The sequence below is a fragment of the Variovorax palleresanus genome (genome assembly GCF_051144945.1).
Lineage (GTDB): Bacteria > Pseudomonadota > Gammaproteobacteria > Burkholderiales > Burkholderiaceae_C > Variovorax > Variovorax paradoxus_S.
In genome coordinates, this window is the sequence record NZ_JBJNVP010000002.1 from 4,582,506 (window position 1) to 4,608,447 (window position 25,942).

Consider the following 25,942-nt stretch of genomic DNA (forward strand, 5'->3'; position numbering starts at 1 on the left):
CTGCCGCCCGCTCTACTCGTTGTACTTGTACTTCGTGTACCGGTAGCCGCCGTATCGGTAGCCTTGGCTGCCATAGTGGCGCCGCGTCAGGTCAATACCGTTGAAGATCACGCCGGTGACTGCCTTGCCACCATGTGCGAGGCGCTTGGCGCTTTCATTGAGTTCGCCAAGCTGGGTCTGATCCGCGCGTGCCACCAGCAGCACCGCACCCATGTACGGCGCCACGGCAGCCGTGTCGGCGGCCACCAGCACCGGCGGCGTGTCGATAACGACCAGTTCGTATTGCGCGGACACCATGTCGAGAAGGCGCACAAAGCTTTCCGACATCAGCATGTCGGCCGGATTGGACGGCAGCTTTCCGGTCGTCAATATGTCGAGGTTGGGCAGCACCTGTGAGCGGATTGCCTGCTGCGCCGAAAGCTCGCCAGCCAGCAGTTCCGAGAGGCCGTTTTCGCGCGGCAGGCCAAACTGCTTGTTCAAGTGGCCCTTGCGCATGTCCGCGTCAATCAGCAGCACTCGCTTGCCGGCGTGGGCCATGATGGCGGCAAAGTTGCCTGAAACAAAGCTCTTGCCAATGCCCGGTGTCGCACCGGTAATGAGTACCCGGTTATTTCCAGCTTCCAGTGTGGCAAATTGCAGCGCAATGCGCAGGCTGCGCAATGCCTCAATGGATGGGCTGTCCGAATGGGTCACCGCCAGCAGTTGGATTCCCTTGGCACCTGTGGCAATGCTTTGGTCAAGCGCTATCTGCTCAGGCGTGAAAGGCACCACCGAATAGACCGACAGGCCGGTGTGGGACTCGATCTCCTGCGGATCCTGAATGCCCCTGAAGAACCAACTGCGCATGAGGGCCAACGCCGCGCCGCTCAGCAGGCCTAGCACCAGCGCTAACGCCACGATCAGTAGCTTCTGCGGTTTGATTGGTTTCTTGGGCTTCACTGCCTTGTCGAGCAGGCGCACGTTGCCGGTCTTGCCTTCCTTCACCAGGCGCAGTTGCAGCGCGTTGTTCTGCAGCGACTGGTAAAGGCCACTGTTCACCCGCACGTCGCGTTCGAGGCGCAGCGCATCTTGCTGCAGCGTGGGCATGCGGCTCACGCGTGCGTTGAGGCCGCCAATCTCTTTCTCGATGGCGGAAATTTGCCCATCGATTGTCTTTACGCGTAAGTTGGCATCCGCAAAGTGCGCGACCAGTTCACGCCGCTTTTGCTGGGCTTCGAGCAGCTTGGTCTGCAGCTCGATGGTCTGGGCCAGCACGCCCTTGGCTTCTTCGTCGAAAGCCACGGTGCCGTTCTTGTTTCGAAAGAGCGTGTAGGCATCTTCGGAGGCTTCGAGCTGGCGTTTGAATTCAGGCAATTGCTCGTCCAAGAAGACCAGCGTTTTCTGCGCCTCGGCAGCCTTGCGTTCGACGTTCTGCTGCACGTACTGCTCGCCAATGGCATTGAGGATTCGGGAAAGTCTGTCGCGATCGCTGTCTTCCAGCGCTACGTTGATCACGTTCGATTGCTTACCTTGTTCGGCGAGCTGCAGGCGTTTCTGCAGATCCTCAATGGTGCGCAATTGCGAAGCGCGCGACACGACGAATTGCGCACCAGGCTTGCCTTCGAGTGTGTCGATCAGTAGGTCAATGGCGCCATCTTCTAGCACCTGATGCAGCGGCAGGCCGACGGTGCCGGTCAGTGGCCGATTCAGTGCCTCGTGCGTCAGCGTGTATTTGCCTTCGCCTTGCGCGGTGATCATGAAAGGCTCATCATCTTCAAACTCGGGCGGCACGTCGAAGCGGGCGACGTCGATACTTTCGTTGCCATTGACATAACCACCGATCCCGAGGAAACCAGGATCCGACAGCCCGTCCGCCCGCCGTGCCAACCAGGTGCCGAGCACCGGCAGATAGCGCGGGCTAGCGTCGATATAGAAGCGTGTCTTCTCTACCGCGGCACCGAGCACCATACGGGAGCGGATGACTTGTATCTCGCCGCTGGCGGGCGTCTTTACGTCGAAGAGGCTAGAAGCCTCGCCAAGAAAGCCCTTGGCGTCGGGTGCGGCGTCCTCGACCTGGACCAGCAAGTTGGACTGATAAATGGGGGTGGAGATTAGCGCGTAGGCCACGCCGAGTACTAGCGCAAACGCAGTGACGGCTGCAACCAGCCACTTTCGATCGATCAGGATGTCGATCCATTCCGACAGATTGATATCGTCGTCGTCCGTTGCTGCAGTCGAAATAGCAGCAGGCTGACCGACGCGCACGGCATTTGAATTAGTGACAGCAGGAGTGTTCATTTGAATTGCCGAATGCGTTCGGCCCAGGTCTTGACGCCAGCGTCGATGAGTTGGAGCGCGTGCTCGAAGGCTTCCTGTCCCTGGCGGTAGGGGTCGGGAATATTCAGCTTGGCGGTTTCGGCAAGCCGAAAGACCCTGCCGCGCGCGAGCGGGTAGTTGTTTTCAATGTGGCGGCGCTGGCCATCGTCCATGGTCAGGATCAGGTCGGCGCCAACGCACATGGCTTGGGTGACCTGGCGCGCACGGTGGTAGCCAAGGTCGAGCCCCCGCTCGGCCATCAGCGCCTGGGCAATAGGGTCCGCTGGGTGGCCTATCAACGCACCAGTGCCGGCCGAAGTTACGGTGTGCTGCGGCAGGGCCTTGGCGAGCAGTATTTGCGCCATCGGGCTGCGGCAGATATTGCCAATGCAAACGACAAGAACGGAGTTCATGGGCTTCGATCGAAATTCAAGATGTTGTCTCCGGCATGGGGCTTGTTGTCTTGCGGGGCCGCAAAGTTGAAGGCACCCTTGTCCCGCACAGAGGTCAGTTCATAAAGTGTGTTGCTGCGGCCCAGGCGGGCGCCGCCGTCGCGCGTGAGCGGTGACCATCCAAAGCTCAGCGAAAACTTGGTCGACCGGGGCAGCAGTGCGTCCAGCGGAATCGAAAGATAAATGCCCTTGTCAAAATCGCCTTCGCCAAAGCGCGCGGCAGACACGTTGGTCTTGGTGGCATAGGCGCCAAGCACAAAGCCGTTGTCAAAGCGGCGAATCACTTCAAGGGTCACGCCGCGGTCGCCCGCCAGGTACTGGCCCGCGCTGATCTTGGCCATGACGCCGTTCCAGCCGGTGTCCCAATACAGGGTGGCGTGGCCGGTGGTCACCTTGTAGTCGCGCAGGCCAAAGTCCTGGTTGAAGTCGCGCTGCCGCACGCGGTTGATGTCCACGCCAAAGGCCACGGGTGAGCGTGCGGGCCGGTACAGCCACTCGGCGCCCACGCCGGCAAACATGGATTCGAGCAGGCCGCCATACATGCTGTAGTAGTGGTTGCTCGACATCTGCCCCACGTGCGTGAGCTGCAGCGACGGAATGGTAAAGCGCTTGGAGGTGACGTACTCGCGCTGGAAGGTGCGCACGCGCGGCAGGTCGCTGGGCGCGGTGTAGGTGAACTTGTCGTAGTTGTCGGCCAGCCGCAGGTTGACCGCGCCGCTGAGCCAGGTGCGCGGAGTAAAGCGGTATTCGGCCGTGGCCTGGATGCCAAGCTGGTACAGAAGAAACGCGTCGGGCCCGCCAACAATCTGGCCATAGCTCGGCGCAATTCCAAAGGTGAACTTGTCGCGGGGGCGCACCCAAGGGGCCTGTGTCTGGGTGGCGGCGGCTTCGGTGGCAACGCTGCCTTGCGCGGTGCTGCTCTTGTCGTTGGGCCGGGGCAGTTCGGGTTCGTAGTCGCGCTTGGACACGGCGCGCGCCGCATGCGGCGGCAGGGCCTGTATGCGCACGGCCACCCACTCGGCGCGATCGATGGCCTGTGCATGCACCGCGAGCCCGCGTTCCGAGTAATGAAAGACAAAGCTCTTGATGGTGTCCGGCGCATCGTGGTGGAGCACTGCAATGGCTTTTTCCACGCGCGCGGTGCGGTAGACGGTGTTGCTGTCGCTCACCCACACATGCAGCACGTCGTCCTTGGGCGCAATGCGCTCGACGGTCCACTCGGTCAGTGCCTCGATCTCTGCCGCGGTTGCCGCCCAGCCGGGCGAGCGCTCGGCCGCCTGGGGCCTGAATTCCGGCAGCGGCCGGTCGGCCGGCTTGGGCGACTGCGACGCCGCCAGGTTGCTTGCCAGCGTAAGGCCAATCATGAACTTGTCGCCACGCTCGAAGCCGGCAGACAGCGTGACCTTGGGCGACACGCGGTAAGAAAGGCCGATGTTGAAGGGCGAGCGCTGGCGCTGGTTGTTGCTCTGCGGCTCGCTTTGATAGTCGTTGCCGTCGTACTCGAGCTTGAGTGTGAGCGGCTCCCACGGCGTGCGCCACTGCACGCCGCCAAAGAGGGCGGCCGGGCCACGGAAGTAGGAGCCGAATCTGGCTTCATTGGTGCTCGACCGGGCGCGAGTGTCGAAGCGGCTGCCCAGCAGCTTGAAGGGGTTGCTGATGTTGCCGCTCGCGCCCAGGTAACCCCACCCAATGCCAAGGCTGAAATCGAAGTCGTGCCAGCGCTTGCTGGCCACCAGGTACTCACCGGAGAAAAGGCCGGTACCGCCAAGGTCGCGAAAACCCAGCGCAAGCTCGGGCACGCGGGCGGTTTCCTTGAGCAGCCGCACCTTGATGTCGATGCTCTTGTCCTTGTTCGACTGGCCGGTCGTGCTGGCTTCATACGCGCGATTAGAGATCGACGTGTAGCGAAAGCCGGCTTCCAGCCAGTCCAGCGGCTGGAACATGAAGTTCAGCCGCGTGTAGGGCCAGATCGAAGTGAACGACGAGCGCACGTCGCCGGCCAGTCCCATGCGGGCCGATGGCGTTTGGAGCAGGCCGATTTCGCCCCAGTCGTTGCCGCTGATGTCGAGCGGGCGCGGCTGCGAGGCCACGGCCTCGGGGAGGGTGCCGGTGACGGTGGCGGTCGCAGTGGGTGCTGCGAACACCGGCGCGTTGGCAGCCGGGGGCGCCTTGAATTCCTGCGGCGACGGGCCTTGCACTGCCAGGAACTTGATCATGCCTTCCGACAGGCCCGCCAGGTCGGCCATGCGGCTCGGCGGGGCCCAGATCCATGCGCCGGGCGAGGGTTCATCGGCGGGCTCGGCGTTCCAGCCTGCAACGCCGGCGCGCGCGGTGCGGCCGTCGGGCTGCGCAATCCAGGCCCAGTCGGCCTGGCCGCCGAGTCCGCAGGCGCTGAGATAGTCGAGCACCGAGCGTCCGCTTTCGTGTGGCACCTGGCAAAAGCTGCCGTCGGGCTGCACCACGGTCAAAGACCGCAGCGGAGCCGGCGGCACGGCAAGCCGCTGGCCTTCGCTGAGCACCGGGTCTTCTCTCGGGTTCGCCTGCAGCCAGCGCGCATCGACGATGCCCAGCGCCACGCGGCCGGTGGCCGGCAGGCTGTTCAGCATGGCAAGGAGCCGCTCGCGCGTGGCACGTTCCTTGGGCGAGGGGGCCGATCGAACAGACGCTTCAACGCGCACCAGCAGCGTGTCCTTCAGGTATTGCTGGGCCAGCACTTCTTGTGGCACCTGCCATGCGAGGCCCGGGCCGGCTGCTTGCTCGGGCTGGCGCAGCAGCCAGTCGCTGAGCCGCTCGCCCGGGCGCACTTGCGCGGCGTCCGCAGGGGCGCTGGTGGTGGCATGGGCGGGGGACATCATCAGCACGCTCGCTGCGGCCAGCAGGGTGAGGTGAAGTGGGTGGGTGACCGGGCCGGGCGGGGGCAAGGTCATGAACCGGCGCTTGACGAAGCAACTTTGGCCGGCGCAGACGGATTCCACCGTTCAAAGCTCAAGCACAGATCACGGGAAAGGCACTGCTCGGAATAGACCACCTCGAGCTTGTCGCCAACAGGGGCCAAGCCAAAGCGGGCTGGCGGCAGCGAGGCCGAAGCCGGGCGCGTGCTGCTGCGTTCCTCGATCCAGCGCAGCGAACTGGCGGGCCTGCCGGCCAGCGCGGTGTCGGTGGGGGGCTCGATGGGCCGCTGCTCGACGTCGTCGCGTATGGCCGAGCGGTAGCCGGGCATCAGGTCGCGCTCGCGCTGAAAGCGTGCTGTCGCGCGATTAGAAGCAGTGGCAGAGGGCCAAGCAGGCGCATTGAAAAGACGCACGGCGCGCCAGTCGGTTGCGAGGCCGGCCGTTCCCACCAGGCGCCCATGGCGCAAGCGCACCGCTTCACCCGAGGCGCTGTACCAGACCTCTGTAGGACCTTCGGGATGAGGATCGACGTTTCCGAGCACGAGAAAGACGGTGCGGCCCTCGAAAGTGGCGCGCAAATAGCTGAATTCCGGTCGAAATGTGTGGGAGTCCGAGGCCGAGGCGTTGTCGTTATAAAGGTGCCGGGCCGTGGCTAGCATTGCCGAGGAGCCCGACGAGCATCCGGCCAAAAAAAAGGATGATGCGAGTACGCAGCATCCTAGTTTTTGCACTGCGCCAGCGGTGCATCCGACTCTCGCTAGGAACCCCCCCTTGCGGAGGGCTCCAGTCATTACCTGGTGCCGGTGGTTCCAGTGCCAGTACCGGTGCCAGTGCCGCCGCCAGGAAGGAGGAAGCCGCCGCCACCATTGCCACCGCCGCCACCAGCGGCAGCCGCCAGCAGCACGCCGCTACCGGCGATGATGCCGACCTGTTGGGTCGTCAGGCCGCCGCCGCCGGCTGCGCGCACGGCAGCAGCAGCGTCCACTGGTGGCGTGGGCAGCGTTTGGGCCAGTGCGGGCGCGGTTGCCACGGCTGCAAGGGCCAAAGCTGCGATCAGGTGACGGTGTTTCATGGATCTTCCTTCGAACAGAACTTGGAAGTGAACGGGGTTCTACAAATCGTAGTAACGCAGTGCGCGTTGTTACCCGTGAACGGGTTGCATGTTACCACTGCACAGAGGGCGGCGGTAGGCGCAAGTAGGTAACAGCGAAGGTGGCGTTGCGTCGAAGCGGCAGTGCTTTCGCTCGTAGAAAACTAAAATCTGAACGCGCCGGGCCGAATTGAAGGTGGTAAAACTTCAGCACTACTTGTTGGGTAACTCTGTTACACGTGCACCAAAGCTCAATTGAGGGGTTTTCTGCTCCGCAACTGCGTCGGCGCCATGCACCAGCCGCTCGAACGCGTCCTCCGATCCCATCTGACCCCCCCCTTGAGCATGATCTCCGTCGAGCGCCGGGTTGTCGCTGTGAACCCGGCATAGCGACGCGCCCGCGCCCATGTCGGCCACGTAAGAAAGCCCCCAGGCATCGAGCGCCCGCACGGCGTGGCTCGAGGTGTCGCCACCGGCAATGCCGACGCGTTGCAGTGGCACCTTGGCCAGCACCTTGGCCAGCAGGTCGCCGCCGGCGCGCGCGAGCGCCTGGGCATCGAGCATGAATTCAGTGACGTCCCGGCCGGCGGGGCGGGTACAGGCCAGCACGTTGCAGCCGCGTATCAGCGCGTGGGCGATTTCTTGCGCGTGACGCTCCAGCGTGGCGGCGTTCCGTTGCGCGAGCTTTGGCGCGTCGAGCCACACGAGGTCGAAGGACTGTGCCGCCGCCACCTGACGCGCCGTCACGGGCGACAAGCTCCCCGCGAGCACCAGCACGGGGCCGCGCGCAGGAGCGACGGGGCGTTGTTCGGCCTCCGCGTTGCTGCGGGCGCCGAGTGCGGTGGCCAGCGCATCGACCACGCTGCTAGGCCCGACGGCCAGCAGCGTGGCGCGGCGGGCCTGCGCCCACAGCACCTGGCCGATGGCTGCGAGCTGCGGTGCGTCGGCCACGTCGAACAGCACGGCGGCGGTTTCATCGCTGTCGGCAAAAGGTGCATGCCATGTGCGCCGCAGCGCCTCGCCGAGCACTTCCGGTCACTTGGAATCGGGCAAGAACGTTTGGTGGCAATCTGGACGTGTGGACGGCGCGTCATGGGCTGGCAGGCCTGTGGAAAACCTGGATTGACAAGACCACGGGCGAGATCCGCAAGAGCTACACACTGCTGACGCTCAACGCTGACGGGCACCCTCTGATGAGCCGCAGGCAAAAAGCCCGATCCGAAGCGGCCACCCTACAAGAAGCTGTTGAAGCTGCTGCCCGTCGAAGTGCTCGAAGCTGCGCCAGTTGCGGCTTAGTGCATGTGCCATGCAATCTTCCACCTTACTCCTTGCCGGGCGGCGTCTGGTGATTCAGAAGGAAGTCTACAGGCACACCCTAACGGTCTGTAACGTCGCCCTTTGGGTAGCTCTCACCGGGACAAAATGGCTTCCTTTGCTCTGTGCAGGGTCAATCATGTTGAATTGGGTTCAGCGATTCAAAAAAGTATCTTCTCGCGACGCCCCGGCGCGCCGCGGGTTGATGGTTTCGGCCCTGTTGCTTCCTTTCGCTGCAAGGGCCGCCGGCGAGCAGACTCCAGCTGTGAGTGAAGGCAACGCATCGCCAGGTATCGCGAAGCGGGTGGGCGAAGAGGTCGGGAGTCAATTGCGGGGATTGGCCGCGACCGATGGCGCATCTCGGATCGGTTTTTCTCGCGGTGAGGAGGGCGCGGTGGCGCGCTCGGTAGAGAAGAAGCTGCGCTCCCTCCCCGTGACGCCCGATGACTTTGATACCGGGGGGGCGGACAAGGCCGCCGCCATTCAGAAGGGCTTCAACACTGTCCGATCTCGATTGAACATTGCGCTTTCTCAGTCGGTGATGCGTTACGGCAGCAGAGTTATTGAACTCGAGCCGGGCGTTTACGACTATGGCACGACACTCGAATTCGACGGCGACGTGAAGATTGCAGCCAAAGGCCCCAAGGGCTCCGTGATCTTGCGCTACACCGGCTCAGACATCGCTGTGGTGGTGAACTCAAAGCAAATGACATTGCAGGGGGCGCCTGGAAACACCCGAGTTTTCGAGTGGCATAACGTCGCACTGCGCGGGGACCGAGCGAAAGAAGGCATTCGCATCGGGGCCAACACCAACTTGTCGATCCTATTTCAAGGCAGCGAAGTGTCTGGAATTCAGGGGCCACCGATCAATTGCGGCGTGTCCGTTTACTTTCTCGCGTTGAGAAACCACACTTCTCGATTCAACCAGGCGCCCATGTACGTTGGTGAGTACTGCGACATGTTCACCATCGACGACAGGTCTCTATTTTCAGCCAACAACAACGGGTCGTTGTTGCTCGAATGCCCGACGGCGCTGATCAGCAACAGCGATTTTGAGCTGGGCAGCGGTCTTGCTGAGATCGAGGTGCGCAGTCGGGCCGCGCCGATTTCCAACGCGCGCCACATCAACATTTTCAAGAATCGTTTTGGCCCCGAGGTGTACTCGGGACGATCCCCAGTGCAGTTTGATATTGCGATCACTGAGGAGTCGGGGCTCCCGGCGGGGAATGCCATCGCAGGGCTACAGTGCTGGGCAAACGACCACTTTAGCGGTGGGAGGTTTGCGAAGAAGAAAGCTCCGATTCTGATGGCAGCACGCACGCGAAGATTTGATTTCCGCGGCGAGAAGTTCGCTCCCCCCTCCTTCGAGCTTCCGTACCTGATCGTGCCTGGCACAGACGATTCTGGGCCAACAGGCACTGGCGCAGAATTTAACTCTCGCACCGATGATTTATCGCTCGTTCACCCCTCTCTTCGAGGCCTCTTTGCCGGCGAGATGGTCAGTCAAACGAGGGTGCGCGCGGTCAAGGCTTGCCCGGCGTTCACAGTCGTCTATGCCCTCGGGCATGGCGCCGTGGCCGGCGTTCCCGGGGGCATGTTGAACGTCTCGGCACTGGTTCCATCTGTCAGCGGCGCGAACTACGACAGGGCCGTGGGCGTCACATCGTCGGATGCACCGGCGGCACAGCCGTGCTGGGTCGCAGTCGATGGAGCGCAAATCACAACCTCTGTGAATGGCTCCCGCGGTTCGTTCTGGCAACCGGTCTATCTTGGCGCCTCTGGCCAGCTGACACTTGCCGCACCGGCCGAGCCCAGGGCTGCGTTGCGTGTCGGACGCCTCCTGACCCTTGTTGAAAACGCGCAGGTTTTGATCGATATTCAAAAGCCCAGTTAAGCGACATGCGTGAGCATCCTCGCCAACGCCGGCGAAGGCGCGGCAACCTGCGCTTGCCAAGACCCTCAAGAAGCCCACTGCCATCGACCGTGTACGGTGCCCACTTCGACAGCGCTTCTCATGAAAGAGCAATCGATCCAGCCTTCGGAAAGAGCCCTCCTTGATCTGCGAGGTCCAGCGTCTTGCGCAAGATTTCGTCGACTAGCTCAGTCATCGGGTGAAGGTAGCCACCGATCTCTTGGTGCTCCAGAAAAATTCCCTCACCGAATCCAATGTAGGTCTTCATTGAGACCTCCGGTTGGGCTCCAAGTCTTGGGTCAAACAACAGAAACAACAGCTCTTGGGATTCCTCGGACCAGCGAGGGGGAAGAATCAAGACGGGCTCGAACATGCAGTCGTTGAGCCCTTCCGGGTACTTCAAAAGTATCTGGCCGTCGATACGGGATCTGACATTCAGCAGGCTAGCCCCGTGACTACATGGAACCAAGTAGCGATGTTCGTTGATATTTCTCAGGGTCGCCAGCGCATAGAGCAAGCGGTTGCCGTCAAGTTCGTCATGTGCCTTGCAATCCAGCATGTAGGTCAGAACGGGTTCTGGAATGTCTTTGCTGTTGCCTGTGCGAAGCTTGTCGAACTCAGCTTTCGTTTTGGCGAAAGGGAAGTATGTCTTCTTGGGCACTGCAATCCCCGAGGCCTGGGCACAGGCATAACCAGCATGATCGAGCGCCGATCTCAAGTCATGCGCGGCGCTTCTCACGGCCAGCGGGATCGACGTGGGTATAGGTATCTTGACGCGCATTGAGATCGCGCTGTATGGTGTGTCTTTGACTGGTGCGACCACTGACTCGAATGGCTCACTTGCGTACCAGGCATGGATCAACTGCCTTAGCCCGTCAAGAGTTGCTCTCGTCTGTTCAAGAAGGTGAAAGCTGCTGTCCAACGGGTGTGCCATCCGTGTCTCCTCGTTCGGGCCTGCTCAGCGAAATGCCTGGTCGAGCCGGGCAAGCGTAGCACTCCAGTCGAGCGGACCAACCGGTCTAAGCGCGGAGTTCCCGCTGGATTTGCCGAAGACCCTCGCGCGACGCTTTCGCCAGACGCAGTTCTTTTCCGTGGCGCACGGTACGCCCAAGGAGTTCCTGCTGATTTAGCCACTGATGCGCGCTTGTGCCCGTTGTCGCCTGCGGTCGCCCAATGGCTCCAGCCAGTGAGGAATTCGTGGGAGACGCATTAGCGATAATGGAAGCTTGCAAGGCGAATTACCCAGACGGATCGGTTGACGCGGCGCAGAGGGTGTTTTGGGCGGCGGCTTGCTAAACTGTTGATTTCATTGGATTAGTTCCGATTGCAAATCCGTCTAGCCCGGTTCGACTCCGGGTCGCGCCTCCACTAAATTCCCTGCTAAATCAACAGCTTAGATGCCTCGGACCTCCCGAGGCATTTTTGTTTCTGATGTCGCCCGCCTCGATGCAGCCGCCCGAAGTGGTGGGCTGCCCAGCGCCTCCGCCTATCCCCGCGAGCTTGCGGCAAGCCGGCGAGCGACTGAAAACGCAAGAGGACTATTCCTTGCGTGCGCAGCGGAATATCAGAGCGCCTTCAGTAAGCCGCGCGCGAGGCAGGCTCCGCGGCAGGCGGCGCACCGGTGAAATCGGCGGCCAGCTTGCGGGCGGCGCCCGCGTACAGCAGCACGTCGACACCCACCGCGACAAAGGTGCAGCCCAGTTCCAGGTAGCGCCGCGCCAGCTTCGGGTCCGAGGTCAGCGTGCCCGCGGCCTTGCCGGAGGCCACGATGGTTCGAATTGCGGCTTCGATGGCGGCCTGCACATCGGGGTGGCCGGGCCGGCCCCGATGCCCCATCGACGCGGCCAGGTCGGCCGGGCCGATGAAAACGCCGTCCACGCCATCCACATCGCATATCTGCGCCAGGTTGGCGAGGGCCGCCACGGTTTCCGCCTGCACCAGCAGGCAGACTTCCTCGTCGGCGATGTCGAGGTAGTCGGTGCGCGCGCTCCACTGCGACGCGCGGCCCACGGCGCTGCCGACGCCGCGAATGCCCAGCGGCGGATAGCGCGTGGCCGACACCAATGCCCGTGCCTGTTCGGCCGTATCGACCATCGGCACCAGCAGGTTCTTGGCGCCGATGTCGAGCAGTTGCTTGATGAGGGCCGTGTCGCCCTGCACCGCGCGCACCACCGGTTGCGCGGCATGGGGCGCCACGGCCTGCAGCGCGGCCAGGGTTGAGCGCAGGTCGTTGGGTGCGTGTTCGCCGTCGATCAGCAGCCACTCGAAGCCCGCGGTGGCGCTCACCTCCGCCATGTACGGGTCGGCCATCGAGAGCCAGAGGCCGATCTGCGGGCGGTGCGCGGCCAGGGCCGTCTTGAAAGGGTTGTTGGCGGGCATGGGAGAGGTCTCTTCAGTAGGTGATGTTGCGTGCGTGCGGTGTCAGCTCACGATCCCCAGGTGCCATGGGACGAATTCATGATCGCCAAGGCCCAGCGTTTCGCTGCGCGTCCGCTCGCCGGAGGCATGGCGCAATATCTGCTCGAAGATCTGCTGCCCCAGCTCGGGCACCGAGAGTTCGCCGTCGATCACCACGCCGCAGTTGATGTCCATGTCCTCTTCGAGGCGCTTGAACATCGGCGTGTTGCTGGCCAGCTTGATGGTCGGCGCCGGCTTGCTGCCAAACATCGAGCCGCGGCCGGTGGTGAAGCAGATCAGCTGCGCGCCGCTGGCAATCTGCCCGGTGACGGCCACGGGGTCGTAGCCCGGCGAATCCATGAAGACGAAGCCGGCCTGGTCGATAGGCTCCGCGTACTCGTACACGGCCTGCAGCGGCGTGGTTCCGCCCTTCATGGCCGAGCCGAGCGATTTTTCGAAGATGTTGGCCAGCCCGCCCGCCTGGTTGCCGTGCCCGACCACGCCGTTGAACTGCGCGTTCTGGCCGGCCGCATAGCGCTCCCACCAGGCCAGCCGGTCGAGCAGTTTCTGGCCGACCTCGGGCGTGACGGCGCGCCGCGTGAGCATGAATTCCACGCCGTGGATTTCGGGGGTTTCCGAAAGAATGGCCGTGCCGCCGTGGCGCACCAGCACGTCCATGGCCGCGCCCAGTGCGGGGTTGGCCGTGATGCCCGAGAAGCCGTCCGAGCCACCGCACTCCAGGCCGATCTTCAGGTGGTTGGCGCCGACGCGGGTGCGCTGCGCGGCGTTGGCGTCGGGCAGCATTTCCTCGATGGCGCGAATGCCGGCCTCGATGGTCTGGCGGGTGCCGCCCACGTCCTGCATCACCATCGTGCGCATGAGGCGGCCTTGCTGGAGGCCTTGCGAGTCGACCAGCGCATCGACCTGGTTGCGCTCGCAGCCCAGGCCCACGATGAGCACGCCGGCCAGGTTGGGGTGGCGCGCATAGCCCGCCAGCGTGCGGCGCAGCACGTCGAAATGCTCGCTCGGCGAAGACATGCCGCAGCCGCTGGTCTGCGCAAAGGCGGCCACGCCGTCCACGTTGGGAAAGGCCACCAGCCGCTCGGGCGTGAAGTGCGCCGCAATGCGCTTGATGACGGTGGCCGAGCAGTTGACCGACGACAGGATGCCGATGAAGTTGCGCGTGCCCACGCGGCCGTCGGCACGCACAAAGCCCATGAAGGTGGCGCGCTCCGCATCGGGCACGTAGGCCACCGGCCGCACGTCCTGGCAAAAGGCCGGATCGCGGTAGGAGTCGACCAGCGTGAGGTTGTGGCTGTGCACGTAGTCGCCCGCCTCCAGGTCGCGCGAGGCCACGCCAATGACGGTGTCGTACTTCTTCACCTGCTCGCCGGCCGCAATGGCGCGCGACGCGATCTTGTGCCCCGCGGGTATCTGCGCACGCGCGCGCACGCCGAACTCGGCAATCGTTTCGCCCAGGGCGATCGGGCTCTTGGCAACCAGCACGTTGTCGTGCGGGTGCAGGCGAAGCAGGGGGCTGTCGTTCATCAACCCTTCTCCATCAGTTCCTTGAGGTTGAGCTTGCGGATCAGCTCGGTCTCCTGCTTGTAGACGGCTTCGACATACTTCTGGTAGTCGGGGCCGTCCTGGTACATGACCGGCGCATCGATGCTGTCGGCAACCTTCTTGAATTCTTCGCTGTTCACCGCCACGCGGAACGCATCGCGCAGTTTCTTTTCCACCGCGGGCGGCAGCCCGCGCGGCGCGCCGATGCCGTTGGGTGCTTCCACCACCACGTCGTAGCCCAGCTCCTTGAGCGTGGGCGTGTCCTTGAAGCGCGGCGTGCGTGCTTCGCCCCAGGTGGCGAGCAGGCGCAGCTTGCCGCTTTCCACGTGCGGTGCCCAGGAGCTGCTGTCGGCCAGCATGTCGACCTGTTCGCCCAGCACGTCCTGCAGCGCCGCGGCGCCGCCCTTGTAGGCAATGGCGTTGAACTTGACGCCGGCAGCCTGCGCGAACTGCTCCATGCCCACGTGCGTGGCACCGCCCACGCCGGCGTGGGCATAGCTGATCGCGCCCGGCTTGGCCTTGGCCTGCGCCACCAGCTCTTTCAGCGACTTGTACGGCGAGCTGGCGGGCACCGCAATGCCGAAGGTCTGGCCCGAGGTGCGGGCGAGGTAGGCCAGGTCCTTGAGCGGATTGATCTGCACGGTGCCGATCTGTGCAAAGCGCGTCACCGAGATGGGAATCTGTCCGATCGTGTAGCCGTCGGGGCGGGCCGAAGCCAGCGCCTTGGTGCCAATCATTCCGGAAGCGCCGGCGCGGTTTTCCAGCGCGATGGGCTGGCCGAGTTCACGCGCGGCGATCTGGCAGATGGCGCGCATCGAGCGGTCCGCGGTGCCGCCGGCGGGCCACGGGCAGATGAAGGTGATGGGGCGGTCGGGATAGTCGGCGGCCAATGCGCGGCCGTGTACGGTGGCCAGCGCGGCGGCGCCGAGGCCGCCCAGCATCAGTTGACGCCGCTGCAGGGAGCGATGGATGGTCATGTGTCTTGTCTCCGACGATTTGTAGTTCGATGAAAGCCGAGACCGGATTCTTCAGTAGACAATCATTGCAATCCAATGAAATAGCGGACTCGCTTCATAGCCTGGAGGTTATGTAGTCGAAGAACGGGCCGCAACAACCACGATGAGCCAGATCGACCGCGTCCTGCGTTCCAACCTCAAGCTGCGCCACCTGCAAATGCTGGTGGCGCTCGACCAGTTCCGCCACCTGGGGCGCGCGGCCGAGTTCCTGTCGGTGACGCAGCCGGCGGTTTCCAAGTCGCTGGCAGAAATCGAGCGCATGTTCGGCCTCGCGTTGTTCGAGCGCTCCACGCGCGGCACCGAGCCCACACCGTACGGCGACAGCGTGGTGCGCTTTGCGCGCTCGGTGCTCGCCGACTACGACCGCACGCGCGACGAGATCGCCGCGGTGGCCAGCGGTGCCGCGGGCCGCACCAGCGTGGGCGCAATGGTGGTGGCCATGCCGGTGCTGATGGCTCGCGCGGTCGAGATGCTCAAGACGCACTCGTCGCAAACCACGGTGCTGGTGGAGGAGGGCGACCTCACGCGCCTCCTGCCCAAGCTGCGCCTGGGCGAGCTCGACTTGTTCGTCGGGCGCCTGGAACCCGGCTACGCCGCGCCGGACCTGGAAACCGAGCCGCTGCTCGCAGAGCCCATGACCGCGGTGGTGCGGCCCGGGCACGCGCTCGTCGCCAAGCGCCGGCTGGGCTGGGCCGACCTTGCCAAAGAGCGCTGCGTGATGCCGCCCCCTTGGGCGTCGCTGCGCGTCAAGCTCGACCAGATGTTTTTCAAGGACGGCGTGCATCCGCCGGCCGACATCATCGAATCGGCGTCCTTTCTGGCGCAGATCAGCTTTCTGCAGCAGCGCGATGCCGTAGCTTTCATGGCGCGCTCCGTCGCGCGGCATTTCCAGCAGCAGGGGCTGCTGAAGGTGCTGTCGCTCAAGGTGCCGATCGACCTGCCGCCGGTCGGCCTCATCACCATGCGCGGCCGCAGGCGCACGCCCAGCACGCAGCAACTCATCGAGTGCCTGCGGCGCGCTGCCAGGATGAAGTGATGCGGCGAGCGAAGCCGTGCGCCGGCATTGCTCAGCCTGCACCGTTGCGCTTGCCCGCGTTTGCTGTGAGAATCGCGACCATTAACAATTGTTAACACTTTGGTGGTATTTCCTCGATGAACCGCGGCGTCTCTTTACCGGGTGTGCATTCCACGCTGCAGAACGGCATTGCCCACAGCCGTTTCAGCGTGGCCGCGGAGCCGCCGCAGCGGCGGCTGACGGCGTGGAGGGAGCGCGTCGGGCACGTGATCGACGTGCTGCCTTCGCGGTCCGACCTCGAGAAGCCGTTCAACGCGTCGATCGACCGCTATGAGCTGGACGGCCTGGCCTTCACCGATTGCCGCTCGGACGCCATGTCGCTGGACCGCTCGCTGGCCCGCATCTCGCGCGACAGCGTGCGCAGTTTTGCCTTGCACGTGTTCGTCGAGGGGGAGGTCCGAGACGTCTCGGTTCGATCGCTCTCGCGTGCCGCCGCGCCCTTTGCCGCCAAGGTGCTCGCGCTCGACATGGGACAGCCGGTGCGCATGCGGCGCACCGATTGCCGGGTGCTCACCCTGTTTGTGCCGGCCGCCGTGGTGGAAGAGGTGTTTCCCGATCCGGAAGCCATCCACGGACTTGCCATCGAGCAGGCCGAGACGCCGGTCGCCAGGCTGGCGGTCGAACACGTGGCCGCGCTGGCCAGCCGCGTGGGGCGCATGAACGCCGCCGCCGTGCAAGCCGATGCGCGTGCGGGCGCGCAGCTTCTGGTCGCGGCCCTGGGCAGGCAGGCGCGCCTGGGCGACAGTGGCCGCGCGGGCGCCCGGGCCGCCGTGTTCGGCCAGGCCCGGCGTTACATCCAGGCCCATCTGCACCGTGCGGACCTTTCGCCCGACGACGTGATCGCGGCGTTGCAGCTCTCACGCCCGACTGTGTACCGGCTGTTCCAGCATGAAGGCGGCCTGGGTTCCTACATTCGGCACCTGAGGCTGCGCCATGCGGCCGACGAACTGGCAAGGCACCCGAGCGCGATGGTGGCGGACGTTGGCTATGGCGCCGGCTTCAAGAGCGCATCGGACTTCTCGCGGGCCTTCCGCCGTGCCTATGACATGTCGCCTCAGGATTTCCGGGCCCTGTCGAGAAAGGCCGCTTAGGTTGCCTGCCGCGGGGTCATTCGGTGACCCCTCCGGGTTCAGCGGAACGAATCATGGAAAATCGTGAAATAAGTCCTGTTCTCACCGATTTTTTTCGAGGATTGAGACGCACGGTCAAGCCCGTGAGCCAACAACGCGCAATCTCGTGCCTGTGCGAGAGGCCCCGAGGCCGCCGCCAAGCCTGAAGACAAACGTCGTTCCCATGTACCTGCATCCTCTTTTCGCCAACGTGCCGCCGGCTGAGCGCGCGGCGTTGATCAAGTGCAGCGAGCTTCGCTCCTATCGGCGCAGCGAGACGGTGATGGCGGCGCAAGAGTGGACGGACCGCATCTTTTGTGTGACGAGCGGCTTGTTGCGCGTGGTCGAGCATGGCAGCGACCCCACCGGGGACGTAACGACCGACTTCATTCGCCGAAACGATTTTTTCCTGGGACCCACTCTCCGCGAAGACCGCTACATGGCCCGGCAGACGCTGGTCGCCGCGCTGCCGTCGTCAGCCTACCTGGTCCCGATTCCGGCGGCTCGCAAGCTCTGCGAAGCCTATCCGGAGGTTGCAATGGGAATGTTCGAATACGCGGCAACGCGCATCCGGTCGCTTCGCAGCCAGCTTCGCAAGATCTCGGCGCTGTCGTCCGAAGACCTGGTGAGCCGGGTGCTCCACCAGCTGACCCAGCTCGCGCCGGCAAGTACCGGCGGCTTCGACAAGCGCATTACCCAGGCGGTGATCGCGTCTTACACGGGGCTCTCGCGCGAAGTGGTCAACAAGATCATGCGCGACATGGAGAGCCGCGGCCTCGTCTGGCGCGACGAACACGCGGTTCATGTGCCGGCCGATTTCGCGTCGACGGACATCGGTGGCTTGCACGAAAGCGGGCCGGAGACCGACGAGTTCCAGGGGGGAGCGGGGACGGAGGCGAATTCGTAACCACCCGCCGGGTGGGCTCCAGAGTTGCATTCGCGCTGCCTCCCCAATTCATGGGTATGCGTCAGGCGGTGCCGTCCCCCATCATCTCGATATGTATCTGAATACCTTGGTCTCGGTGTTGCCGCCCGCAGACCGTGTGGCATTGGTCAAGGCCAGCGAACTGCGTTCCTACCGCCGCAATGAAACCGTTCTTGCCGTCGACGAATGGACGGATCGCTTCTACTGCGTGGGGAGCGGGCTTTTGCGCGTGGTCGAACACGGACGCGGCAGCGGCGGCGACGTCACCACCGAATTCATCCGCCGGGACGATTTTTTTCTCGGTTCCTCTTTCACCGAAGACCGCCACCAGGCCACCCAGACGCTGATTGCCGCGCTGCCTTCGTCGGTGTACCTCATCCCCATTGCCGCAATGCGCAAGCTGTGCGAGCGCCATCCGCAGCTGTCCTTGGCTCTGCTCGAGATCGCCATGAAGCGGGTGGGCGTGATGCGGGGGCAGCTTCGCAGGGTTTCCGCGCTGTCGTCCGAAGATCTCGTGGGCCGCGTGCTTCATCAACTGACCCAGCTGGCGCCCGCAAAAACGGGTGGGTACGACAAGCGCATCACCCAGTCGGTCATCGCGTCCTATTCGGGCCTCTCGCGCGAGGTGGTCAACAAAACCATGCGCGGCATGGAAAACCGTGGGCTGGTGCACCGCGACGATCACGGCGTGCATGTGCGCGCGGATTTCGTGACAACCGATTTCGATCTGCCGCTGGCCGAACCGGGTTTGGGCGGGGCTGCAGCGGCTTCGTTGCAGCCGTGCGCCTGAGACGGCGAAAACCTTAGTTCTCGTTCCTTTTCGGCGCCAGTTCACATTTGTGACATGCGCCACATCCGGTGTTCGAAAGCAGAGCTACAAGGCGTTTCGTTCGTAGCATGGTGTCTGTTTCATCCATGTTCTCCGAGGCTTGCAGCGGGAATTTCTTCAGTTGCCAAGTCTTGTGGAACGCCAGAGACAGGGAGCTTTTCAAATGCACAGCGCAAACACAGTAACAAGAACAACGTGGCACCCATCCTGGCAGCAGGCGGGCCAGTTCACGATCGGCAGGTTCCCAGCCGCGAACGAAGATCGGCGCGTAAATTGCGCCGCGGCTGCGGGGGCTTTGCGCGATCTCTTCGCGAAGGCGAATGCAACCGATCTCGCTTCCCTGATGCGCTCTGTCGAATTGGGCGACTCTCCCGCGGCATCGCAAATTGCGCGGCGTATCCTCCGTTCGCTTTCCGCGTCCGCCGAGCAGAAGGCTCCCGCGGAACCGAGGGGGCTGCTGTCGCCCCGTGAACTGAAAGTGCTTCGGCTCATCTCGCAGGGCCGGAGCAACCGGCAGATCGCCGAAGAAGCCCATCGTTCGATCAACACGATCGAAGCCCAGCTCAAGAGCATCTACCGCAAGCTGAACGTCAAGTCGCGCACCCAGGCGGTTTGCGCGGCCACGCAGTGGGGCCTCATGAACTGGGACGAAACCTCCTGAGTTGCAGGAGGCTCTTCGTGCGGGGCTACTTGCCCTGCGTAGTTGCAGGCGGGGCCTGGGGCGCGGTGATCGAAGGTGCGGTATTCGAGGGAGCGACCTGCGGTGCGCTCTGGGTCGTCGGCGCGACCGGCACTTCTTCCCGCGTCTGGGGCATGAAGTTATAGGCAAGCGCGAGCAGGAAGATGAAGATTGCCGCGCCGATGCCCCACCGGAACACGCGCTGGTTGTCGCGCTCGTCGCTTCTGGCTTGTTGAGGAGTCATCTCGGTCACCCTTCAGTGCAGTTCTTCGACGCTGCACCGGCGCCCGAGAACGAGATGTCGGACAGCGGCTCGGCTCGCTGTCGCGAAAAAGCAGAACAATGCGGCGCCTGATCAGGCCGTGGCCTTGGCGTGCTCGATGATTTCATGCACCGTGTGCGAAAGATTCGAGAGATAGAGGGCATCCGCCGAAAACGAACGGCTCATGGCACTGATGAGCTGGCTGAAATCCTCGTCCGCGGGGCCATTGCGGGCATCGCCGCTCCCACGATGCAGCAGCAATTCATCGATCCGGTTCTGCACCCGCATGTAGTCGGCACGCAGCAGCACGCTGCGCGCAAGCAGTACATCCAGGGTCAGAAGGTCCAGTGCGGTCATGGGATGTTCGCCTGTCCGAAGGTTCGGATGGCGGGCGACTGCAATGCGTAGGAACCTTTCTCGTGTGAGCCGGCTCGGCAGACTACACGCGGAGGAAAGCGCCCTCGGCAAAATCGAGGGGAAAAACAGCCGCAAAACCGAAATCCGGCACCGACAAGGGGCAGAATTTGAGAATCGAACGAGCGCGCGGCAAGCCCCAGGGCGTTGGCTGCGCAACCGACATTCCATGCCCACCACATCGAATCCGCCTCCGCCTTCTGCCGCCACCAATGAACGCAAGCTCACGCCCAGCACGCTGAGCTTCCCGGTCATCGGTATCGGTGCCTCCGCGGGCGGGCTGGAAGCATTGATCCGTTTCTTCGAGCAAATGCCGGCCGACCCGGGCATGGCCTTTGTCGTCATCCTGCATCTCTCGCCCCAGCACGAGAGCAACGCGGCGGAGATCTTGCAGCGTTCGACGCAAATGTCCGTGAGGCAGGTCACGCAGCCCGAGCCTGTGGAAGCGAACCATGTCTACGTGATTCCGCCGGGCGTCGAGCTGACCATGGACGATGGCTACGTGCGGGTGACTCCCAACGAGCACGTCAAGCGCCCCCAGGTGGCGGTGGACGTGTTCTTTCGCACCATGGCCGAGGTGCACAAGGAGAGGGCTGTCTGCATCGTGATGTCGGGCACCGGCAGCGACGGCGCTGTGGGGCTCACGCGCGTGAAGGAGAGCGGCGGCCTCACCATGGCGCAGTCGCCCGAGGACGCGGCGCACGACGGCATGCCGCGCGCGGCCATCGGCACCGGCGTGGTGGACATCGTGCTGCCCGCGGCCGAGATGGGCCCGCGCCTGGTCGAGCATTGGCGCAATGCCCAGCGCATTCGCATGCCCGGCGACGAGCAGGCGGAACTCGCCCCGGAGGCCCCCAGCGGCGACGCCACCAAGCAGGCCGAGAAGGCACTGCAGGAGATCATGACGCTCTTGCGCACCTACACGCGGCACGACTTCGTCCACTACAAGCGCGCCACGGTGCTGCGCCGCATCGAACGCCGGCTCCAGGTGAATCGCCTGGTCGACCTGCCGGCGTACCGCGACTTCCTGCACGAACATCCGGAAGAGGCGAGTCCGCTGCTGCAGGACATGCTCATCAGCGTGACCAACTTCTTTCGCGACCCGGAGGCCTTCGGGGCGTTCGAGCGCGACGCGCTTGTCCCGCTGGTCGCGAGCAAGCAGCCCCGCGAGCAGGTGCGCGCCTGGGTGGCGGGCTGCGCCACGGGCGAGGAGGCCTATTCGCTGAGCATGCTGCTGCGCGAGCAGGTGCACCTGCAGTCCAAGCCGCTCGACATCCAGATCTTTGCCACCGACATCGACGAGCGCGCCATTGCCACGGCACGCAAGGGCCTCTATCCGCAGGGCATTGCCGAGGACATCTCGCCTTCGCGGCTGCAGCAATTCTTCATGGCCGAGCAGGACCGGTACCGCGTCGCGACATCGGTGCGCGAGCCGGTGCTCTTCGCGCTGCACAACCTGCTGCGCGACCCGCCGTTTTCGCGGCTGGACATCATCTGCTGCCGCAACCTGCTGATCTATCTCGACCGTGCGGCGCAGACCCATGTGCTGGAGATGTTCCGCGTCGCGCTGCGGCCGGGCGGCTATCTGTTTCTGGGCACTTCGGAATCGATCGATGCGGTGGGCAGCCTGTTTACTTCGGTCGACAAGAAGAACCGCATCTACCGCGTGAACCCGGAGCTGCCGCCCGGGCGCCACTTGCCGCTCATCAGCGATACGCCGCTCAAGCCCGGCTGGGCCGGACCGATGGAAGCGCTGCGCTCGCCCAAGCGCTCCGAACGGCCGAGCTTTGCGGAGCTGCACCAGCGCGCGCTGGAACAGTTCTCCCCGCCCAGCGTGCTGATCAACAGCGAGCACGAGGTGCTGCACCTGTCCAACGGCGTGGGGCGGTTTCTCGAGCGGGCGAGCGGCGAGCCGTCGAACCACCTGCTGAACAACGTACGGCCCGATTTGCGCCTGGAGCTGCGAACCGCGCTCTTCAAGGCTGCGCAGACGGCCCGCAGCGTGGAGACCCGCCTGGTGCACAGGCGGGACGACGGGCGGCAGGTGTTCCTCAACATCACGGTGCGTCCGCTGCAGCCGCAGAAGGACGACGACGACAACAAGGAAGCCGCTCCACAACTCACGCTCGTGGTGTTCGACGAGGTGGAAGACAGCATGCGCACGGAAGGCGGCGAGCCGGCCGACGCGGCGCGCGAGCTGCTCATCGGCCAGATGGAAGGCGAGATGCGCCAGCTCAAGCTGCATCTGCAGGACACCATTGAAGGCGCCGAAACATCGACCCAGGAGCTGAAGGCCTCCAACGAGGAACTGCAGGCGATCAATGAAGAGCTGCGCTCCGCCACCGAAGAACTCGAGACCAGCAAGGAAGAGCTGCAGTCGATGAACGAGGAGCTCGTGACGGTGAACTTCGAGCTCAAGATGAAGGTGGAAGAGCGCGGCCGCATCAACGACGACCTGCAGAACCTGATCACCTCGTCAGAGATTGCGACCGTGTTCGTGGACCGCGGCATGCATGTGAAGCGCTTCACGCCGCATGCGAGCAACCTGTTCAACCTGATTGCATCGGACCTCGGGCGTTCGCTGTTCGACATCACCAGCCGGCTCGACTATCCGGAGCTGGCGGACGACACGGCCGCGGCCTTCAAGGAGCTGCGAAGCACCGAACGCCACGTAACCAGCGCGGACGGGCGGCACTACCTGGCGCGGATACTCCCGTACCGCACGGCGGAAGACAAGATCGAAGGCGCGATCCTCAACTTCTTCGACATCACCGACCTGACCGCCGCCGAGGAGCAGGTGCGCGCAGGCGAAGAAAGGCTGCGGCTGGTGGCAGCCACCACGCGCGACTTCGCCATCATCACGACCGACGACCAGGGCTTGATCGCGACCTGGAATGCGGGTGCCCGGCGCATCTTCGGCTACTCGGAAGAAGAAATGCTGCGCAAGCCGCTTGCGACGATCTACACGTCCGAGGACCAGGCGAGTGGCGTGCCCGAAAAGGAAATGCAGCGCGCACTGGCGTCGGGCCGCTCCGAGGACGAGCGCTGGCACCTGCGCAAGGACGGCAGCCGCTTTTTCTGCAGTGGCGTCACGACCCCGCTGGAGCTCGCCGCGGGCGGCGGCTTCGCCAAGATCGCGCGCGACATGACGGGCACCAAGCAGCATGAGCTTGCGCAGGAGCACCGGCTTTCCAAGGAAAAGAAGGCCAGCCTCAGCGCGCAGATGGCCAACGAGCTCAAGGACAAGTTCCTGGCCGTGATGTCGCACGAACTGAAGCAGCCGCTCAACCTGATCCAGATGAACGCCGAGCTGCTGATGCACATGCCGGCCACCGCCGAGAGCCCGTCCGTGCGGCGCGTTGGCGAAACCATCAAGCGCGCCGTGGCCAGCCAGACGCGCATCATCAACGACCTGCTCGATCTGTCGCGCATCCGCACCGGCAAGCTGCGGCTGAGCCACGTGCCCGTCGACCTGGGCGAGCTGGTGCAAGCCACGGCGCACGCCGCGGTGAGTGGCGCGACTGGCAAGAAGCTCGCGCTGGAGGCGGACTGCGAAGCCGGCGTGATCTGCGATGGCGACCGCGTGCGGATCGAGCAGATCGTGTGGAACCTGTTGAGCAACGCAGTGAAGTTCACGCCCGATGGCGGGCGCATTTCAGTGCGCGTGGCGGGCGACGAGAATTTTGGCTGGCTCAAGGTGAGCGACACGGGTTGCGGCATTGCACCGGAATTTCTTCCGTACGTGTTCGGCATGTTCAATCAGGCGAGCAGCGAAGTCACTCCCATCAACGGTGGCCTTGGCATCGGCTTGGCACTGGTCAACGAACTGACGCGGGCCCACGGTGGCCGGGTGGAGGTGCATTCGGCGGGACTGGGGAAGGGCGCGGAGTTCGACGTCTGGCTGCCGCGGGTGGGAGCACATGTGGAGCCCCCGGCGCACAGGACGCCGGCCGAAGTCGACCTGAGCGGATGGCGCGTGCTCGCGGTGGACGACTACGCCGATGCGCTGGCCCCGTTCGCCGAGGTGCTGCGGCTCGAGGGCGCGATTGTCGACGTGGCGCCAAGCGCAAAGAAGGGCCTGGAGCTGCTCGAGACGAACAGCTACGACCTGTTGGTGTCGGACCTGGGCATGCCCGAGATGGACGGCTACCAGTTCATTGCGGAGGTGCGGCGGCGGCCGGCCACGCGCGAGCTGCGCTCCATTGCCATGTCGGGCTTCGGCCGGCGCGCCGATGCGCGCCGCGCGCTCGAAGCAGGCTTCAACGCGCATTTGCCCAAACCTGCTTCGCTCGAGGACCTCAAGGCGACCATCGGCAGGCTGTGAATCCGCAGGCCTGGCCGGCGTCGGCGGGCGGTCAGCCGATCCACCGGAAGATGAAGCCGCTTGCCGGCGCGATCCACTCGACTTTGTCATCCGCGTGCACCGCGGGCATGGCGGCCGTGCCGGTGAAGAGGGTGCGTTCCTCGGCCAGCAGAAACTGCCGCGCGGCCGCGCCATCGGCCGCCGGCCCCGGCTGCAGGACGCGCAACGTGGCGCCGCTCAGTTCCAGGGTGTCGCCCGGTTCCGGCCACAGCACCGTGGCGTCCGGCCATGATGAAGATCGGAGTTCTCCGAGCGCTGCGGCCGATTCCTGCGTGCGTGCCGCTGTCGAGAGCAGCCAGCGCACGGACCCGGGAGCCGCCTGGCCCTCCGCCGAACCGCGCCCCGCTGGGTCGATCAATGCCCACTGGCCGTCTTCGCCGCCGACGAAATAGCTGTGCGGCGAACCGTCCTCGCCGGCCACGCGGTGGATGCGCGCCGAGAGCTGCGTGACCAGGCCGGCCTCCAGCGCATAGCGTGCATCGCCTTGGCCGTCGGGGTCGAGGCGGCCGATCTCCTCGTAGGCGGCTTCTTCGATGTTCACGGCGCGGCGGCCTGCGGGCCCATCGGCCAGGCGCGGCATGTTGAGCGGAATCTCGGTGAGGGCGTGCGCATGGGCCATGCAATGGTCGGCGCTGTCGAAGCGTGCCAGTTGCTCGAGCGTGCGCCGTGTCACGTTCATCAGCTTGAGCCCGCGGCGAGGGTCCACCGCGTCGGCCGGCTTCAGCCACATGTGCTCGACGATCTCGCGGCCATCGGGCTTCACGCCTTGTGCGGGCGGCATCGCTGCGATGAAGAAGCGGGTGTCGAACCGGCGCGGCATGCCGGGCGGCGTCAGCCAGTGGCTGAAATAGGCCAGCCGGTCCATCGCGAGACGCCAGCCCTGTGCGTCGCACATGGCAAGCAGCGCATCGGTGCCTTGCTCGGCCGCATGGCGCATGGCCTCGAGCCGGCCGGTGGGCAGCCGGTCGAGTTCGACCAGGCGGTCTTCGCTGTCGCTCGCGAACAGGATGCCGGCCTCCTCGAAGCATTCGCGCACCGCGGCGGCGTAGTAGTCGAGGCCGCCTTCGGGCATGCCCAGGTGCGTGCTGGCCTCGCTGTCGTCCAGTCCCTTGCACATCAGGTGCAGGCTGCGGTCGTGCGTGTCGACCACGCCGCCCGGAAACACGCTGGCGCCGCTGTTCTGGTCGTTGGCTTTTTCGGCGCGGCGCAGCAGCAGCACTTCCATGCCCTGGGCGCTGTCGCGCAAGAGGATCAGACTGGCTGCAGTGCGAATGGGGCGCGGCACGGACGATGGCGGGGCCGGCGCGGCCGCCTGAGGCTTGGCGTTCATGGGCGCCGATTGTCGGGCCAAAG

20 protein-coding genes are annotated in these 25,942 nt (G+C 64.5%); 7 read left to right on the forward strand and 13 right to left on the reverse strand.

Going from position 1 to position 25,942, the window contains the following annotated elements; translation table 11 throughout:
- Positions 1-12: 12 nt before the first annotated feature.
- The 6 genes from ACJ7Z0_RS25400 to ACJ7Z0_RS25425 all read right to left on the reverse strand — a co-directional run bounded on the left by ACJ7Z0_RS25400 (position 13) and on the right by ACJ7Z0_RS25425 (position 7,757).
- Entirely contained in the window at positions 13-2,277 is a 2,265-nt protein-coding gene (locus ACJ7Z0_RS25400; RefSeq protein ID WP_434792039.1) for a polysaccharide biosynthesis tyrosine autokinase, read from the reverse strand.
- The gene (locus ACJ7Z0_RS25405) at positions 2,274-2,708 is read right to left on the reverse strand and encodes a low molecular weight protein-tyrosine-phosphatase (protein WP_434792040.1); all 435 of its coding nucleotides are present in this window, start codon (positions 2,706-2,708) and stop codon (positions 2,274-2,276) included. Before ACJ7Z0_RS25405 ends, ACJ7Z0_RS25400 begins: the two co-directional genes overlap by 4 nt.
- Positions 2,705-5,674: a YjbH domain-containing protein gene (locus ACJ7Z0_RS25410; RefSeq protein WP_434792041.1), complete on the reverse strand. Its 2,970-nt coding sequence runs from the start codon at positions 5,672-5,674 to the stop codon at positions 2,705-2,707. The genes ACJ7Z0_RS25405 and ACJ7Z0_RS25410 overlap by 4 nt, the downstream gene beginning before the upstream one ends.
- A complete protein-coding gene (locus ACJ7Z0_RS25415; RefSeq protein WP_434792042.1) occupies positions 5,671-6,216 on the reverse strand; it encodes a YjbF family lipoprotein in 546 nt (181 codons plus the stop codon). The genes ACJ7Z0_RS25410 and ACJ7Z0_RS25415 overlap by 4 nt, the downstream gene beginning before the upstream one ends.
- 212 nt (positions 6,217-6,428) lie before the next feature.
- On the reverse strand, positions 6,429-6,710 hold the full coding sequence (locus ACJ7Z0_RS25420) for a hypothetical protein (protein ID WP_434792043.1): 282 nt from the start codon (positions 6,708-6,710) through the stop codon (positions 6,429-6,431).
- A 231-nt stretch (positions 6,711-6,941) separates the two neighbouring features.
- The gene (locus ACJ7Z0_RS25425) at positions 6,942-7,757 is read right to left on the reverse strand and encodes a nucleotide-binding domain containing protein (protein ID WP_434792044.1); all 816 of its coding nucleotides are present in this window, start codon (positions 7,755-7,757) and stop codon (positions 6,942-6,944) included.
- A gap of 277 nt (positions 7,758-8,034) precedes the next feature.
- Here ACJ7Z0_RS25425 and ACJ7Z0_RS25430 point away from each other — a divergent pair, with 277 nt between their 5' ends.
- Positions 8,035-9,936 (forward strand): hypothetical protein, encoded by a 1,902-nt coding sequence (locus tag ACJ7Z0_RS25430; RefSeq protein ID WP_434792045.1) that lies wholly within the window; start codon positions 8,035-8,037, stop codon positions 9,934-9,936.
- A 118-nt stretch (positions 9,937-10,054) separates the two neighbouring features.
- Here the strand turns inward: ACJ7Z0_RS25430 and ACJ7Z0_RS25435 are convergent, their stop codons facing one another.
- The 4 genes from ACJ7Z0_RS25435 to ACJ7Z0_RS25450 all read right to left on the reverse strand — a co-directional run bounded on the left by ACJ7Z0_RS25435 (position 10,055) and on the right by ACJ7Z0_RS25450 (position 14,894).
- A complete protein-coding gene (locus tag ACJ7Z0_RS25435; protein WP_434792046.1) occupies positions 10,055-10,888 on the reverse strand; it encodes a hypothetical protein in 834 nt (277 codons plus the stop codon).
- Between the two features lie 641 nt (positions 10,889-11,529).
- Positions 11,530-12,333, reverse strand: a complete 804-nt coding sequence (gene hpaI / locus ACJ7Z0_RS25440) for a 4-hydroxy-2-oxoheptanedioate aldolase (RefSeq protein WP_434792047.1) — start codon at positions 12,331-12,333, stop codon at positions 11,530-11,532.
- A gap of 42 nt (positions 12,334-12,375) precedes the next feature.
- On the reverse strand, positions 12,376-13,899 hold the full coding sequence (locus ACJ7Z0_RS25445; protein ID WP_434792048.1) for a UxaA family hydrolase: 1,524 nt from the start codon (positions 13,897-13,899) through the stop codon (positions 12,376-12,378).
- Positions 13,899-14,894 carry a tripartite tricarboxylate transporter substrate binding protein gene (locus tag ACJ7Z0_RS25450; protein WP_434792049.1) on the reverse strand — a complete coding sequence of 332 codons (996 nt, stop codon included), beginning with the start codon at positions 14,892-14,894 and terminating at the stop codon, positions 13,899-13,901. The genes ACJ7Z0_RS25445 and ACJ7Z0_RS25450 overlap by 1 nt, the downstream gene beginning before the upstream one ends.
- Before the next feature lie 142 nt (positions 14,895-15,036).
- Here ACJ7Z0_RS25450 and ACJ7Z0_RS25455 point away from each other — a divergent pair, with 142 nt between their 5' ends.
- The 5 genes from ACJ7Z0_RS25455 to ACJ7Z0_RS25475 all read left to right on the forward strand — a co-directional run bounded on the left by ACJ7Z0_RS25455 (position 15,037) and on the right by ACJ7Z0_RS25475 (position 19,532).
- Entirely contained in the window at positions 15,037-15,969 is a 933-nt protein-coding gene (locus ACJ7Z0_RS25455) for a LysR substrate-binding domain-containing protein (RefSeq protein WP_434792050.1), read from the forward strand.
- 116 nt (positions 15,970-16,085) lie between these two features.
- Positions 16,086-17,099 (forward strand): AraC family transcriptional regulator, encoded by a 1,014-nt coding sequence (locus ACJ7Z0_RS25460; RefSeq protein ID WP_434792051.1) that lies wholly within the window; start codon positions 16,086-16,088, stop codon positions 17,097-17,099.
- A gap of 202 nt (positions 17,100-17,301) precedes the next feature.
- Positions 17,302-18,024 carry a Crp/Fnr family transcriptional regulator gene (locus ACJ7Z0_RS25465; RefSeq protein ID WP_434792052.1) on the forward strand — a complete coding sequence of 241 codons (723 nt, stop codon included), beginning with the start codon at positions 17,302-17,304 and terminating at the stop codon, positions 18,022-18,024.
- 136 nt (positions 18,025-18,160) lie between these two features.
- On the forward strand, positions 18,161-18,832 hold the full coding sequence (locus ACJ7Z0_RS25470) for a Crp/Fnr family transcriptional regulator (RefSeq protein ID WP_434792053.1): 672 nt from the start codon (positions 18,161-18,163) through the stop codon (positions 18,830-18,832).
- A gap of 202 nt (positions 18,833-19,034) precedes the next feature.
- Positions 19,035-19,532, forward strand: coding sequence for a helix-turn-helix transcriptional regulator (locus tag ACJ7Z0_RS25475; protein ID WP_434792054.1), 498 nt, complete (start codon positions 19,035-19,037; stop codon positions 19,530-19,532).
- Positions 19,533-19,557: 25 nt separating this feature from the next.
- Here the strand turns inward: ACJ7Z0_RS25475 and ACJ7Z0_RS25480 are convergent, their stop codons facing one another.
- Both ACJ7Z0_RS25480 and ACJ7Z0_RS25485 read right to left on the reverse strand, forming a co-directional pair.
- On the reverse strand, positions 19,558-19,794 hold the full coding sequence (locus ACJ7Z0_RS25480; RefSeq protein ID WP_434792055.1) for a hypothetical protein: 237 nt from the start codon (positions 19,792-19,794) through the stop codon (positions 19,558-19,560).
- Positions 19,795-19,905: 111 nt separating this feature from the next.
- Positions 19,906-20,169 carry a hypothetical protein gene (locus ACJ7Z0_RS25485; protein ID WP_434792056.1) on the reverse strand — a complete coding sequence of 88 codons (264 nt, stop codon included), beginning with the start codon at positions 20,167-20,169 and terminating at the stop codon, positions 19,906-19,908.
- A 226-nt stretch (positions 20,170-20,395) separates the two neighbouring features.
- Between ACJ7Z0_RS25485 and ACJ7Z0_RS25490 the strand changes: the two genes are divergently transcribed.
- Positions 20,396-24,550 (forward strand): chemotaxis protein CheB, encoded by a 4,155-nt coding sequence (locus tag ACJ7Z0_RS25490; RefSeq protein WP_434792057.1) that lies wholly within the window; start codon positions 20,396-20,398, stop codon positions 24,548-24,550.
- A 31-nt stretch (positions 24,551-24,581) separates the two neighbouring features.
- Here the strand turns inward: ACJ7Z0_RS25490 and ACJ7Z0_RS25495 are convergent, their stop codons facing one another.
- Positions 24,582-25,919 (reverse strand): NUDIX hydrolase, encoded by a 1,338-nt coding sequence (locus ACJ7Z0_RS25495; RefSeq protein WP_434792058.1) that lies wholly within the window; start codon positions 25,917-25,919, stop codon positions 24,582-24,584.
- Positions 25,920-25,942: the final 23 nt, after the last annotated feature.